This window comes from Gymnodinialimonas sp. JB5-7 (genome assembly GCF_055693405.1).
Map to the genome: position 1 here is coordinate 2,328,520 of NZ_JBVFUX010000012.1, position 13,430 is coordinate 2,341,949.

Annotated in this window: 19 protein-coding genes; 6 read left to right on the forward strand and 13 right to left on the reverse strand. The window is 62.5% G+C overall.

Annotated features, from left to right (window positions below; translation table 11 throughout):
• The 3 genes from ACZ1HK_RS20500 to ACZ1HK_RS20510 are packed head-to-tail and all read right to left on the reverse strand — an operon-like array spanning position 1 to position 1,563.
• Complete coding sequence (locus ACZ1HK_RS20500; RefSeq protein WP_472630244.1) at positions 1-552, reverse strand: SCO family protein; 552 nt, start codon at positions 550-552, stop codon at positions 1-3.
• A complete protein-coding gene (locus ACZ1HK_RS20505) occupies positions 549-1,115 on the reverse strand; it encodes a hypothetical protein (protein WP_472630245.1) in 567 nt (188 codons plus the stop codon). The genes ACZ1HK_RS20500 and ACZ1HK_RS20505 overlap by 4 nt, the downstream gene beginning before the upstream one ends.
• 4 nt (positions 1,116-1,119) lie before the next feature.
• On the reverse strand, positions 1,120-1,563 hold the full coding sequence (locus ACZ1HK_RS20510; RefSeq protein ID WP_472630246.1) for a hypothetical protein: 444 nt from the start codon (positions 1,561-1,563) through the stop codon (positions 1,120-1,122).
• 142 nt (positions 1,564-1,705) lie between these two features.
• On the opposite strand from ACZ1HK_RS20510, the gene ACZ1HK_RS20515 reads away from it, so the two are divergent.
• Together ACZ1HK_RS20515 and ACZ1HK_RS20520 are read left to right on the forward strand one after the other, a co-directional pair.
• Positions 1,706-1,993: a hypothetical protein gene (locus ACZ1HK_RS20515; RefSeq protein WP_472630247.1), complete on the forward strand. Its 288-nt coding sequence runs from the start codon at positions 1,706-1,708 to the stop codon at positions 1,991-1,993.
• Positions 1,990-2,592, forward strand: a complete 603-nt coding sequence (locus ACZ1HK_RS20520) for an EamA family transporter (protein WP_472630248.1) — start codon at positions 1,990-1,992, stop codon at positions 2,590-2,592. Before ACZ1HK_RS20515 ends, ACZ1HK_RS20520 begins: the two co-directional genes overlap by 4 nt.
• On the opposite strand, the gene ACZ1HK_RS20525 is transcribed toward ACZ1HK_RS20520, so the two are convergent.
• From ACZ1HK_RS20525 to ACZ1HK_RS20540, 4 genes are all read right to left on the reverse strand, one after another.
• Positions 2,589-2,861 carry a hypothetical protein gene (locus ACZ1HK_RS20525; RefSeq protein WP_472630249.1) on the reverse strand — a complete coding sequence of 91 codons (273 nt, stop codon included), beginning with the start codon at positions 2,859-2,861 and terminating at the stop codon, positions 2,589-2,591. The two genes, ACZ1HK_RS20520 and ACZ1HK_RS20525, sit on opposite strands and share 4 nt — an antisense overlap.
• A 159-nt stretch (positions 2,862-3,020) precedes the next feature.
• The gene (locus tag ACZ1HK_RS20530) at positions 3,021-3,203 is read right to left on the reverse strand and encodes a hypothetical protein (protein WP_472630250.1); all 183 of its coding nucleotides are present in this window, start codon (positions 3,201-3,203) and stop codon (positions 3,021-3,023) included.
• A 51-nt stretch (positions 3,204-3,254) separates the two neighbouring features.
• A complete protein-coding gene (locus ACZ1HK_RS20535; protein WP_472630251.1) occupies positions 3,255-4,493 on the reverse strand; it encodes an aspartate kinase in 1,239 nt (412 codons plus the stop codon).
• Positions 4,494-4,586: 93 nt separating this feature from the next.
• Positions 4,587-5,228, reverse strand: coding sequence for an SDR family NAD(P)-dependent oxidoreductase (locus ACZ1HK_RS20540; protein WP_472630252.1), 642 nt, complete (start codon positions 5,226-5,228; stop codon positions 4,587-4,589).
• On the opposite strand from ACZ1HK_RS20540, the gene ACZ1HK_RS20545 reads away from it, so the two are divergent.
• Complete coding sequence (locus tag ACZ1HK_RS20545; RefSeq protein ID WP_472630253.1) at positions 5,227-5,568, forward strand: hypothetical protein; 342 nt, start codon at positions 5,227-5,229, stop codon at positions 5,566-5,568. The genes ACZ1HK_RS20540 and ACZ1HK_RS20545 overlap by 2 nt on opposite strands.
• A 123-nt stretch (positions 5,569-5,691) precedes the next feature.
• Here the strand turns inward: ACZ1HK_RS20545 and ACZ1HK_RS20550 are convergent, their stop codons facing one another.
• The gene (locus tag ACZ1HK_RS20550; protein ID WP_472630254.1) at positions 5,692-5,913 is read right to left on the reverse strand and encodes a hypothetical protein; all 222 of its coding nucleotides are present in this window, start codon (positions 5,911-5,913) and stop codon (positions 5,692-5,694) included.
• 54 nt (positions 5,914-5,967) lie between these two features.
• Here ACZ1HK_RS20550 and ACZ1HK_RS20555 point away from each other — a divergent pair, with 54 nt between their 5' ends.
• From ACZ1HK_RS20555 to ACZ1HK_RS20565, 3 genes are all read left to right on the forward strand, one after another.
• On the forward strand, positions 5,968-6,351 hold the full coding sequence (locus tag ACZ1HK_RS20555; RefSeq protein WP_472630255.1) for a glycosyl hydrolase: 384 nt from the start codon (positions 5,968-5,970) through the stop codon (positions 6,349-6,351).
• A 57-nt stretch (positions 6,352-6,408) separates the two neighbouring features.
• Positions 6,409-6,966 carry a DUF5946 family protein gene (locus ACZ1HK_RS20560; RefSeq protein ID WP_472630256.1) on the forward strand — a complete coding sequence of 186 codons (558 nt, stop codon included), beginning with the start codon at positions 6,409-6,411 and terminating at the stop codon, positions 6,964-6,966.
• Between the two features lie 166 nt (positions 6,967-7,132).
• Positions 7,133-8,104 (forward strand): threonine dehydratase, encoded by a 972-nt coding sequence (locus ACZ1HK_RS20565; RefSeq protein WP_472630257.1) that lies wholly within the window; start codon positions 7,133-7,135, stop codon positions 8,102-8,104.
• 211 nt (positions 8,105-8,315) lie between these two features.
• Here the strand turns inward: ACZ1HK_RS20565 and ACZ1HK_RS20570 are convergent, their stop codons facing one another.
• The 5 genes from ACZ1HK_RS20570 to glmU are packed head-to-tail and all read right to left on the reverse strand — an operon-like array spanning position 8,316 to position 13,328.
• A complete protein-coding gene (locus ACZ1HK_RS20570) occupies positions 8,316-8,495 on the reverse strand; it encodes a DNA alkylation repair protein (protein WP_472630258.1) in 180 nt (59 codons plus the stop codon).
• Positions 8,458-9,594 carry a GNAT family N-acetyltransferase gene (locus tag ACZ1HK_RS20575; RefSeq protein WP_472630259.1) on the reverse strand — a complete coding sequence of 379 codons (1,137 nt, stop codon included), beginning with the start codon at positions 9,592-9,594 and terminating at the stop codon, positions 8,458-8,460. The genes ACZ1HK_RS20570 and ACZ1HK_RS20575 overlap by 38 nt, the downstream gene beginning before the upstream one ends.
• The gene (locus tag ACZ1HK_RS20580; RefSeq protein ID WP_472630260.1) at positions 9,591-10,133 is read right to left on the reverse strand and encodes a pyridoxamine 5'-phosphate oxidase family protein; all 543 of its coding nucleotides are present in this window, start codon (positions 10,131-10,133) and stop codon (positions 9,591-9,593) included. The genes ACZ1HK_RS20575 and ACZ1HK_RS20580 overlap by 4 nt, the downstream gene beginning before the upstream one ends.
• Before the next feature lie 24 nt (positions 10,134-10,157).
• Positions 10,158-11,966, reverse strand: coding sequence for a glutamine--fructose-6-phosphate transaminase (isomerizing) (gene glmS / locus ACZ1HK_RS20585; RefSeq protein WP_472630261.1), 1,809 nt, complete (start codon positions 11,964-11,966; stop codon positions 10,158-10,160).
• Between the two features lie 3 nt (positions 11,967-11,969).
• Complete coding sequence (glmU, locus tag ACZ1HK_RS20590; RefSeq protein WP_472630262.1) at positions 11,970-13,328, reverse strand: bifunctional UDP-N-acetylglucosamine diphosphorylase/glucosamine-1-phosphate N-acetyltransferase GlmU; 1,359 nt, start codon at positions 13,326-13,328, stop codon at positions 11,970-11,972.
• Positions 13,329-13,430: the final 102 nt, after the last annotated feature.

Genomic DNA, 13,430 nt, shown 5'->3' on the forward strand with positions numbered 1-13,430 from the left:
TCAGGAAGCCTCCAGATACCCGCCGACAATATCGGCCATCATCTCCGGCCCTAGCACAGGCGGAAGCAATGTCAGCACCTCCCCCTCGCCATCCAGCAAGTAGATGAACGAGCCATGGGAGAAGACGGTACCATAGAAGGGGTCAACGAAAAGCTCTTCGAATTCAACGGAATAGGCGTCGTAGGCCACCTGAAGCTCCGCCTCTGTTCCGGTCAGCCCAACGAAGTCCGGGTGATGCACATGCAGCGCCTCGCCCATCGTCTCAACCGTGTCCCGCTCGGGGTCGACCGTGACCATCACGGGCCGCAACGCCATGCCGCGATCGTCCAGGATGTCCACGATGGAGGCCATCGTTGGGAACACGGCCGAGCAGATTTCCTGACAATTCGCGTAGCCAAAGAACAGCAGCTGATGTTGGCCATCCGGGTCGACCTCAGTGCGCACTGCGCCCGTATGATCGGTCAGTTCGAACGCGCCACCCAGCCCGTCTTCCAGTGACTGCGCCGAGGCTGCCCCGGCGCAGAAACATGCAGCAATCGCAAGCGCTCTCATCTCGTGACGTCCCACGCCTCTTGCCAGGTCTCGCCGGTGCCGAGATAACCGTCGCCGTTGATCTCGGCCATCACGCGCGGATCGTTGCGATACCAGCGCCCGTCTTGCGCCGCCGCCTCTGGCTGTTGCTCGGCCCAGGCATCGGTCCAGCCATTTGCCGTGGTCCATTCATCAACGCCGACCTCGCGGATGCGTTGCACGAGGTAGACATTCGTCGCCCCGACATACTCATCCTCGATCATCAGGCCATCAACTTCGACCTGCATCCCGCAGAAGGGCTGAAGATCAACGGCAGCGCCAGTGAAAATGCCCTGATTGTTCTTGTTGGGATAGGTCAGCACACCATCGGCCGCGCGCAATAGCCCAAGCTGGCGACCGGTGGCACAGGCATTGTCACAATCGCCCGCGACTTCGCACAGCATGTCGACCACTTCGGCCTCAAAAAACGCGGGCTCTTCCCAGGCCAGGTTCCAGGATCGCGCCTCGGAGCCTTCTGAGAAAGGGCCTTCCTGCGCGGCCAGTGGAGAGGCCACAAATGCCAAAGGTATCAGATACTTCCACATGTTCTCAGCCCTCCGGATTCGGGATTGCGAAGCCAGGAACGACGCCGAAATCCGTGTGGTTGATGTTGGTAATCCCGTGATCCTCGACCACTTCGTCAATGACGAGGTAATTCAACCCGTCCCGCGCAAAATGCTGACCGGACACGGTGATGTCATGCGACGCCAGTTCAAGCTGCGTCTGGCCCGAGGCGCTTTGATCATCGCCACCAATCGCAAGGATCATGTAGACCGTGCCGTCTTCGGCCAGAAGACCCACGGGAATGCCGCCCGCCGAGCACCAGATGGCGCAGGTGTGGTGAGCCGTGCCCTGAACGGCATCCGGCCCGCCCATCACGCCCGAGAAATAGCACCAGGTGTCGATCACCTCGCCCCTGATCTGCACCTCTTCGCCTGTGGCGAAAGCCGGTGCTGCCGCGCAGATCAGCGCCGCTGCCAGTGTGTATCGCATGAGATTTGCCCTCCGATTTTGTCCCGTTACGCTACCCTAACAAGACGGTCGCAAATTCCCGCATCACGTTTTTGCGCATTGGAAAAATGTGATCGGCCCGGCGGGCGTTGCATGCCGCAGGCGGGCCAAGTAGGCCGACAGGATGACCCCCGCGCGTGAGACATTTGTCGCTACCCTGTTTGTCGTTGCCATCGGTGTGCTCTACGGCCTCTACTGGCTGCCCGTGCGCCAGATCGCGGATATGGGTTTGCCCGGCGCATGGGGAACGGCGGCCATCACATTGGCCGGCACAGCCCTTCTGATCCCCCGCATCCTGCGCCGACCTGAGGAGGTTCGGCAGGCCGATCCATTGACGCTGGCCTCTGTGGCTTTGGGGGCGCGGCTTTCGCGCTGTATTCCATCGGCTTCGTCTACGGCGATGTTGCGATGATCATTCTGCTGTGGTTCCTCACCCCGGTCTGGAGCACGCTGATCACGCGTTTTGGGCTTGGATGGCCGACTCCGGCAATCCGGCTTTGGGCGATTTTCACAGGCCTTGCCGGTCTTGTCGTCATGCTCAGCGCGGAGGGACAAATCCCGCTCCCGCGCAATATTGGGGAATGGATGGCCCTTATCGCCGGGATGATTTGGGCTGTTGCCACCACCGGCATCCGCACCCGCCCCGAAATGCCGCCGATTGCGGCTGGTTTCGTGTTCACGGCAGGGGCTGCCGTCACAAGTCTTGCGCTCGCGCCATTGCTGGCCCCTTGGCCGGACATGTCGGCGTTGGACAATCCCGGCGCCTTGATCCCCATTGCCATCGGCACAGGCGGTCTGTGGTGGGGCTTTGCCATGGCCGCACTGATGTGGGCCGCCGCCCGCCTCGATCCGGCGCGGGTCGGAATTTTGCTGATGGCAGAGGTCTTGATCGGCTCCGGCACGGCGGCGATCTGGGCGGGCGAAGTGCTTGGACTGGCTGAGATCATCGGCGGCGCGCTGGTGCTGGCCGCGGGCGTGATGGAGGTCTCTGGCAAGCGCCCCGCAGTCTAGGCGTCAGGCCATTTCCAGGCGATTGCGGCAAGGTAGTTGCCGCTTTCCTCTGCAATTACCGACGACCGTTTTGGCCCATAGGAATCCGCACGCCGGGCCGTTCGTTGCATGTTGCGGTTGTGCGCAAGTCGCACCAGTCCCGAGACGGTCAGCACAAGAAACACTCCCTCCCCCCGCAGTGGCATCGTGTCGATGGTTTCCCATCCTTCGTCCAAGGCCTCTTGCAACATTAGATTGGGATCCCGTTTGCGGATGACTGTGTGTTTCATGGCAAGACTCATTCAGCGTGATAGGAAGTGGCTATCGAATTCTCAGGCTGATACCTAGTCCCAACGCCGCTGAAAAACAGATGCCGTCTCGGGTGTTGCCGTAACGTGACCAATCGCAGACCGATCAAGGGCGCATCGTCCTTTGGACGAGACCAAAACTTACAAGGTCAGCGGCTTTGACGTCAGAATATGGGCGCTCGCGGCATCCGCATCAAAGGAGCCATCTGGCCGGACGAACGCATCTGAGTGAAAGATGTGATCCATCCAGCCCGGGTCTGACACGTTCGCCGATATCTCTGAGATCAGCGCATCCTCCGCCTCTTCCGAGACGTCGAGCGTCACGAGGCGCCTAAGCCGAGCGGCCAATGTCGCTTGATCATGGAAGAGACTCGCTCAGGCCGCTTTCTCCAAACCAAACGCATCGTGGAGCGCCTGAACGGCCAACTCCATGTACTTGCGGTCAATCAACACGCTGACCTTGATCTCGGAGGTTGTGATCACCTTGATGTTCACACCCTCGTCTCGCAGCGTCTGGAACATTTTCGCGGCCACACCTGCATGGCTGCGCATGCCGATGCCCACAATCGATACCTTCGCCACATCCGTATCGGCCACAAGCCCGGCAAAGTTGATGTCACCGGCCGCCTTCGCGTCTGCCATCGCCTTTTCGGCCCGCGCGACCTCACCCACGGGGCAGGAGAACGTCATATCCGTCATGCCCCCGTCCGAGATGTTCTGCACGATCATGTCCACGTTCACGCCCGCCTCAGCCAGCGGCCCGAAGATCGCCGCCGCAATGCCCGGCCGGTCCTCGACCGATTGCAGGGTCATCTTCGCTTCTTCGCGGGAATAGGCCACACCGGCCACGACATTGGATTCCATGATATCCTCCTCCGCGCACACCAGCGTGCCCGCATTGTCACTCATCTCTTCAAACGAAGACAGCACCCGCAGGCGCACATTGTAGCGCATCGCCAGTTCGACCGAACGGGTCTGAAGCACCTTCGCACCAAGCGAGGCCAGTTCCAGCATCTCTTCGAACGAGATCTTGTCGAGTTTGCGCGCCTTCGACGTGATGCGCGGGTCGGTCGTGTAGACCCCGTCCACGTCGGTGTAGATATCGCACCGCTCGGCCCCGAAGGCCGCCGCAAAGGCGACCGCCGTCGTGTCCGAGCCACCGCGCCCCAGCGTCGTGATCCTGCCCTCAGGCGAGATCCCCTGGAAGCCCGCGACCACTGCCACACGCATCCCTTCGGCGAATTTGCCGTTGATATTGTCGGTCGGGATCTCCTCGATCCGCGCGCTGGCATGGGCCGAGGTCGTCAGCAGCGGCACCTGCCAGCCCTGCCAGGACCGTGCGGGCACGTCCATTTCCTGCAAGGTCAGCGCCATCAGGCCTGCCGTCACATTCTCACCCGACGACACCACGGCATCATATTCCCGCGCGTCGTAGAACGATCCCGTTTCTTCGACAAACCCCACCAGTTTGTTGGTCTCACCACTCATGGCCGAGACGATGACGATCACATCATAACCGTTAGCGACTTCGCGGCCGACGCGCTTGGCGGCGCGGCGGATGCGGTCCAACGTGGCGACGGATGTGCCGCCGAATTTCATCACAAGGGTGGGCATGAAAGTGGTCCGTTAAACGTTGCGCCGCGTCATACGCAGCGGGGGCCAGAGTAGCAAGAGGGGCCAGGCCCGCGACGCGGCGGGGCGCTTGGGTCAGAGGGCGTGTGGTCGCCCGTCCCAATTCTCGAAACAGCCCGTTGTCTCTGGTCCCAGCGCTGCGAACCGCGCGGTCAGCCCCTCGACGGCTTCGTCGACCGAAATCCCGGCCTCGGCCCCGCCCATATCCGTGCGCACCCAGCCCGGATGGTAGATGCCCACCGCGATCCCTTCAGGCCTCAAGGCATTCGACAGGTTGATCCCCAAATTTAGCGCCGCCGCCTTCGACGTCCGGTAAATCAGCGATGTGCCCGACGCTTTCGTGCTCGACCCCATTTGGCTGGAGATTATGGCCACCTTCGCCCCCTTGGCCGCGCGCAGGTTCGGCAACAGCGCCTGTACTGTCAGGAACACGCCTGAGACATTCGCGGCAAAGGTCTGCGCCCACAGCTCTGGCGCGTAGCCGGTCTCAAGATCCTCACCCTTGTCCAAATAGACGCCCGCATTGCACACCAACAGATCCACCGGGCCAGTCACTGCATCCGCCATCGCCCGCACGGACCCGGCATCGGTGACATCCAGCGCCACCCCCGTGGACCCATCGCGCGACGTTGCCGTCACCTTGTGCCCCTTGGACCTGTAATGTTCGGCCAGCCCAAGACCGATGCCGCGATTGCCGCCTGTAATGAGGATGTGCATGGCGAGGGTCCTTTCGTGGTGTGCCGCAGTGGTAGCTTTCCGCCATTGCGTGGACAACCGCCACCGTGCGGGGCTTGCCGGACCACCCGCCATCGGCCAACGTGCCGGTATGCGCCTGTTTCTCTTTGCCATTCTTGCCCTTGCCACGATGCCATTGCGGGCGGACCCCATCATCGGCATGGCCTTCCCGCCCGTCGCAACACCGGAACACCGCGCCTTCACGAATGAGGCCCTCACCGAACTCAATGTACGCCACATTCGCATCGCCGAGGCCTGGTCGCGCCGCGCCCTGCAACCCGACACCGCGACGATTTCGCCCCCTCGCGCGCCGTATCAGTGACCTCCGTTCTGCCAACCTCAACATCCTGCTGACAATCGAGCTTTCCGCACCCGACGCCGCCTGCGGAGAGGCCAACGAACATGCCTGCGTGATCCGCGACGATGCCCCGTTTGAGGGCTTATCTCAGCACGCTTCTCGCGGGTTGTCGGAGAGGAGATTGAGGCCATCCAGATCGGCAATGAGTGGGACTTTCGATTTCCCGGCACCACCCGCGAATTCCTCGCCCTCCACGCCCGGGCGGCATCCGTCATCCGGGCCGAGCGGCCCGATCTCACGCTTGTCCTGGGCGGCGTCACAGGGCGTGCGGGCCTGTCCCATGCGCTCTGCTTCGAGGGCGACCCCCACGGCGTTCCCGGCCTGCGAGATGAGGAAGCGCGCCAGTATTTCTGCAACCGTGGCATGGCCTTCAATGAAGCCGCCCAGGCCGCCGTCTCCGCCGCTTTGGCGATCGCTGACTATGACGTGGCGGACATCCACCTCTACGACGCGCCGGGTCTCTGGGCAGGCGCTGTTGCGTGGGTACAAGCCCATACCGACCGCCCCGTCTGGGTCACAGAATTCGGCGGCCCGTGGCCGTGGAACGAACCCTCCGATCCCGACTACCAGGCCGAACGCCTTGCCGTATATCTGGATACCGTCGCCGCCTTGCCGATCGACCGCGCCTACTATTTCAAGCTGACCGATGATCCAGACAGCGCCCATGCCCTTTCGGGGCTTTATGACGTTGAGGGGCAGCCGAAACCGGCGCTGTCAGTCTTCGCGGCGTGGATGGCGGAGCGATAGGGAACAGCGGTCAGTCCCTTGGAACCCATCCCTTGCCATCACCGGCGAAACTCCGCCTTGCCACCAAGCGCTGACCTTGGCGAAGGGCTACTGCCGCCCTATTCGAATGCAATGGAACACCAAACACAAACCCGCTGCCCCGGATGTGGCGCGTTACTCGACGAGGTTGAAGGCCCCGTTCACAGGTACATGGACGGGTCCCCCGCCTGTTTCATGCTGTTCAATCAGATACTTGCCTGTGAATACAGTGATCCCGCACTGCTCCCGACCCATCGGCTGACCGTCGATGCCTACGCGGTGCAGCATCCCGGCCGGGCAAAAAGCAGGCAACAGATCCAATCGGTAGGGCTGCATCTTGCGCGGCTTGGCCTGCAATTGGATCGACCCATCGCGCCGAAAGAAACCAACGACGTCATGCTGGGTCTGGGCAAGCAAAAGCACACGCTGGAATATCTTGAGCCACCGGCTCGCTTCAGAATAACCGCAGCCGATGTGGCTGTGTTCGCCGGATCTGCGGACCATTCCGACACAGTCAAAGACTGGGCCCGTTCGGCGTGGGAGGATTGGTCAGACCACCATGACTACATCCGGGCATGGGCCGAGACGTGGCTGTGAGTATTTGGACACGTGTCGAAATGTATCGCCGTGTGGATGAAGGCCGGTCTCACGAAAATATCATGATTACAATGTCCTAAGCCTTATGTGCAAGCTTGCACAGCCGTGCCTTGTGCGACCTTTCAAGCGCTTCTAACCTGCCCGGTGCAACAACCCCGAGGCTTCCATGCAGTTCACAGCCCAAGACCTCCGCAAAGCGGCCGATCTGGTCTATACCCAGATGCAGCCGACCCCCCAATATGCCTGGCCGCAACTGTCTGAGCGCACCGGATGTGAGGTCTGGGTCAAGCACGAAAACCACACGCCCACAGGCGCCTTCAAAGTGCGCGGCGGCATCACTTTCATCGACTGGCTCAAACGCACCCACCCAGAGATCCGTGGCATCTGCACCGCCACACGCGGCAACCACGGTCAGTCCCAGGCCCGTGCGGCCATCGCCGCCGGGCTCACCGCCAAGGTCTATGTCCCCCGTGTAAACTCGGTCGAAAAGAACGAAGCCATGCGCGCCTTTGGGGCGGAGCTGATCGAATTCGGCGACGATTTCGACGAAGCCCGGCTCGAGGCCTTGCGCGTGGCCGAGGCCGAGGACCTGATGATCGTCCCACCCTTCCACGAAGAGCTTGTGCGCGGCGTAGCCACCTATGCCTACGAGCTGCTGACCGCCGTCCCCGACCTCGATACCATCTACGTCCCCATCGGCTGTGGGTCTGGCATCTGCGGCACGATCCTTGCCCGGGATGCTCTCGGCGCCAAGGCGGATGTTGTGGGCGTGGTCAGCACGAACGCCCAAACCGCCAAGCTGTCTGTCGAGGCCGGTCGCTTGATCGAGACGGATAGTGCAGCAACCTTCGCCGACGGCATGGCCGTCCGCATCCCCGTGGCGGAGGCCTATGAGATCTACCGCAAAGGTGCGGCCCGCATTCTCGCCGTCTCCGACGAAGAGGTGGCCGAGGCCATCCGCATCTACTACCGCGACATCCACAACCTGGCCGAAGGGGCAGGGGCCGCGCCCCTGGCGGCCCTGATGCAGGAAAAAGGCCGGATGCAGGGCAAGAAAGTTGCCGTCATTCTCTGCGGCGGCAATATCGACGCGGATTGGGTCCTGACGGTCCTGCAGGGCGGTGTTCCGCAGGTGTGATGACCCGCGCGGCCATCTTTGTTCCCTGAAAATGCAAATCAGACCTTCGCCAATGATGCGCCGCCTGCAGTTGAAGCGCCACTTACGCGACCATGACCCGCCCGGCGTCGGGCCGCAGGCCCCGCCGGGCTAGGCCCAAAGATCGCCAACATCTCGGGCGAAGGCCCGAGTGGCGGTGATCACGGGAGCGCGTTGAGGACGATCCAGGCGATCAGCCCAGATAGCGCGCGGCCTCCTTGCGCGCGAACGGCTTGAGCTGCGGCCCATTCTGCTCAAGCCATCCCCGGACCGCCTCCGCATCCCGCTTCGACAGGTCTCGCAGCCACCAGGCGATCGCCTTCTGGATGAACCATTCATGGTCTTCGGTCAGCTGTTCCGCCCACCCAAACACCCGCTTGCGCGCCGCATGCTCGATCTCGTTCGGATGCGCGCGCCTTGCAAAAGGGCAGGGCAAATACAAAGGCCGCGCGCCGGGTCCACATATGCTCCGACTTCGCCCAGGTCTCCAATACATCCAGCCGCTCCGGGTCCTGCACGACCCGCTTTTGTCCGCCTTGCGCGACCGCATCCGCAATCGCCCAGGAGTCGAACTGCGGCACCACACTTTCGATCCAGGCCCATGCCGCCGCATCATCGGGCCGCATCCGCGCCTGGACAAACAACTTGCCCGCGGCCACGCGCGCCTCGAAGATGTCGCTGTCCCAAAGGCCCTGGGCCAGCGCGACCAGTGCCGCTTGATCGGGGGCCGCCTTGCGCCATTGCGTTGCCAGCCCACCCGTCACTGCATTCGACAGACCAAGATATTCGCGATCCGCCTTGTGATAGGCGGCCATCTCACCGGCCCGAACGGGATCCGCCTCCGCGCGCAGGGCGTCTACCGCCGCCTCCGGCGTCATCGTGGTTTCTCGATCTGCCAATCCAGATGTGTACGCACGGTCGGCCATTCGCTGGCGATGATCGAGTAGCAAGCCGGTGTCGCGCATCGTGCCATCGGCCATCCGCATATGCGCCCGCAGCACGCCATCAAACTGCGCCCCCAACCGTTCAATCGCGCGGCGCGATTGCAGGTTCAGGCGATGGGTGCGGAATTCGACCGCCTCACACCCCCAGACCTCAAAGGCGTGCCCCAGAAGCAGGCGTTTGGCCTCCGTATTCAGCGGCCCCCGCTGCGCGCCCGGGCCGATCCAGGTGGAGCCGATCTCGACCCTCGGCAGCCCATGGTCAATGTTCATGTATGTCGTCATTCCAACCGGCGTGCCGTTCGCGTCCAACTGCGCAAAGGGGAGCATCGTGCCCGCCTCACGCAAAGCGCAACGCCGGTCGATCTCCGCCGCCATGCCAGCGGCATCCGGCACGGTCGTATACCAAAGCCGGTGCAATTGCCCGGCTTCAGACGCCGCAGCCAGCGCTGCACAATGGTCCTGGCTTAGGGGCACAAGCGACACATGCTTTCCATGCAGCTCCAAATCAGGCGGTCCAAGGCGGCTCATACCGGCACATCCGTGGGCAGGCCGTCGATGGTTTCCTGATTGCGATCACGCCAATAGGCGCGGAAATCTGCCTCGTCGCGCTGATCGACCCAATGCTGCATTGTGGGCCGCTCGCCCGCATAATCCATGAAAGGCACGGCATAGCCGCACGAGGTCTGCACCAGGTCGAGGGTCACGTCATAGATCTGCCGCGCACTGCGATGCTCGGGGAAATGGGCAGCCATGTCCTCCCAGCCTGCATCGTCGCGATGCACCGTCTTGGCGGTCCCGAAACAGCGCAGGATCAGCGGACGCTTGGTGAACGAACACCACATCAACGTCATACGATTGATGCGCTTGAGATGCCCCGCCGTTTCATTGCCCGAGCCCGTCAGGTTCAGCCACAACACGCGGTTCGGCCCCAGAATACGCAAGCTGTCCATGCCCTTGGGGGAGATATTCACCCGCCCCTCATCGGCTGCTGTGCCGACAAAGAACAGGTGCTGATCTTCAATGAAGGCGACATGATCGTCGCCCAGTTCCGGGAATTGTTTGGCCATTCTACCCTCCGTGTCAGGGCGAGCCTATTCCACCGTCACCGACTTCGCCAGATTGCGCGGCTGGTCCACATCTGTGCCTTTGTGCAGGGCTGTGTGATAGGCGATCAGTTGCGCCGGAATGGCGTAAAGCAGCGGCGCTAGGATTGGGTCGACCTTGGGCATCACGAGCGTCGCCCATGTGCCATCCCCGGCCTCCGCTGCGCCGTCGGCATCGGTGATCAACCAGACGCGTCCATCGCGCGCCATGACCTCCTGCATATTCGACACCGTCTTGTCGAACAGCCCGTCTTTGGGCGCCAGAACGATCACCGGCACGGTCTTGTCGATCAGTGCAATCGGCCCGTGTTTCAATTCGCCCGACGCATAGCCTTCGGCATGGATGTAGCTGATTTCCTTGAGCTTCAGCGCCCCTTCCATGGCCAGCGGGAACATCGGCCCACGCCCAAGGAAAAGGACCGATCGCGCCTCCGCCAGCTTGGCGGTGCGTTTGACGATCTTCTCTTCCAAGGCGAGGGCCTGATTGATGAGGCCGGGCATCCCGCGCAGAATCTCAAGCAGGTTCGCCTCGCGCTCAGCATCAATCCGGCCCCGCTGCCGCGCCGCCATGATCGCCAAATGTGCCAATACGCCCAACTGGTTCATGAACGCCTTGGTGGAGGCCACGCCAACCTCAACGCCTGCGAGGATCGGAACGATCACGTCCGATTCCCGCGCGATGGAGCTTTCCGGCACATTGACCACCGATACGACCTTCGCGGCCTTTTCCTGCACGTAGCGCAGGGCGGCCAGGGTATCGGCCGTCTCACCCGATTGGCTGACGAAAACTGCCGTCGAAGCAGGCGAAACCGGCCCCTCCCGGTAGCGGAATTCCGAGGCGATATCGACATCGCAGGGCAGACCCGCGATCTGTTCAAACCAGTACTTCGCCACCGCGCAGGCATAATGCGCGGTGCCGCAGGCAACCATGCTGATGCGGTCGGTCTCGGTGAAATCGAGGCCTTCGGGCAGCGTTACTTGCCCACCTTCGGAATACTGGCTCAGGCAATCGGACAGCACCACGGGCTGCTCAAAAATCTCCTTCGCCATGAAGTGCTTATGGCCGCCTTTGTCGAGCGAGGCCGCCTGCATCGGGATCGTCCGCATTTCGCGATTGGCCAGCCGGCCTTCGGCGTCGCGGATTTCGACCCCTTCGCGGGTCACGAAGGCATAATCACCCTCCTCCAGATAGGTGATCCGGTCGGTCATCGGCCCCAACGCAATCGCGTCTGAGCCCACGAACATCTCACCATCCCCATGACCAATCGCCAGTGGAGAGCCCTTGCGTGCCGCAACGATCAGGTCTTCCTCGCCGTGGAACAGGAAGGCGAGCGCATAGGCGCCGTCCAGATGCTTCAGCGTCTCCGCCGCTGCGTCGCGCGGACCCATGCTTTGATCCATGAAATCTTCGCAAAGCTGCGCCACGGTTTCCGTATCGGTCTGGGTCACGAATTCCCGGTGAGACAGTCTTTCGCGCAGCTCGCGGTAGTTCTCGATGATACCGTTGTGCACCACCGCCACACGGCCCGCCTTGTGTGGATGCGCGTTTGTGACCGTCGGCCCACCATGGGTGGCCCACCGCGTATGGCCGATCCCGGATTTGCCGGGCAGGGGATCGTGCACCAAAGCGTCGCTGAGGTTCACCAACTTGCCCACCGCGCGGCGGCGGTCCAGCACGCCGTTTTGCACCGTCGCAATGCCCGCGCTGTCATAGCCGCGGTATTCCAGCCGCTTCAGCGCCTCGACCAGAATGGGCGCAACCTCATGGTTGCCCAACACGCCTACAATGCCACACATGCTCTAGCCCCTCTTGGCCTTGATCGCCCGCAGGCGGTCCATCAGTTTCACGGCAAGGCCCGGCTTGTTCACCTGTTTCGCCCGCCCCAGCGCCAGCGCACCGTCCGGCACATCCTCGGTCACGACCGAGCCGCTGGCTGTCATCGCCTTCGCGCCAATTTTCACGGGCGCGACCAGCATTGTGTCAGACCCGATAAAGGCGTCTTCCCCGATCTCCGTCCGGTGCTTCATCACGCCGTCATAGTTGCAAGTGACTGTTCCAGCGCCCAAATTCGCGCGCGCACCCACACTGGCATCGCCCACGTAAGACAGGTGGTTCACCTTGGCGCCTTCGCCGATCTCGGCCGTTTTCACCTCGACGAAATTACCGATCTTGGCGTCGTTCCCGATCTCGGCCCCGGGGCGCAGCCGTGCATAGGGGCCAACGATGGCGCCTTCGCTGACGTGGCAGCCCTCAAGATGGCTGAAGGCGCGGATGAGTGCGCCGGATTCGACAGTCACATTCGCACCGAAATAGACATTCGGTTCAATCTCCGCATCGCGTCCTACATGAGTGTCGAGCGCAAAGAACACCGTATCGGGGGCCTGCATCGTCACGCCGTTCTCCAGCATCTCCGCCCGGCGCAGGGCCTGAAAATGCGCCTCCGCCTGCGCAAGTTCTGTGCGAGAATTGATGCCGAGCGTCTCCATCTCGTCGCAGACGACGACTGTTGCGGATTTCCCATCCGCCGCCGCGATCTCGGGCACATCCGTCAGGTAGTACTCGCCATTCGCGTTGTCGTTGCCGACCTTGCGCAGCGTGTCCATCAGGACGCCCGCATCGGCGCAAAGCAGGCCTGAATTACAAAGGGTTATCGCGCGAACGTCGTCGGAGGCATCTTTGTGCTCAACGATGCGTATCAGCCTGTCACCGTCCATGACCAACCGCCCATAGCCGGTCGGATCATCAGCCTCGAACCCAAGCATGACGATGTCATGATTGGCCCGCGCGGCGCGCATCGCGTCCAGCGTTTCCGGCCGGATAAAGGGGGTGTCTGCGTACAGGACAACCGCGTCACCGTCGAAACCCTCCAACGCATCCGCCGCCTGCAAGACGGCGTGGCCCGTGCCAAGCTGCTCGGCCTGTCGGACCGCAACCGCCTCGGGCGCGATGTCGGCCAGCGCGCGCTCCACCGCGTCCGCTCCGTGGCCGGTGACGACAATGATCCGCGCAGGCTCCAACGGTGCGGCAGAGGCGATCGCGTGGGCCAGCAGCGGCGCGCACCCCAATGGGTGCAGCGGTTTGGGTAGATCGGAGTTCATCCGCGTGCCTGCACCCGCGGCCAGAACCACCAGCGCCAATGGTTTTGAATTCGCCTGCATGTAACGCCTTTCCTTCGCGTTTGGTGCCTATTAACCAGAGCCGCGCGGCGTGGCAAAGCCCCGAGCCGTTCAATTTGGCCGTCACGTTGTAACAGCGTTGGG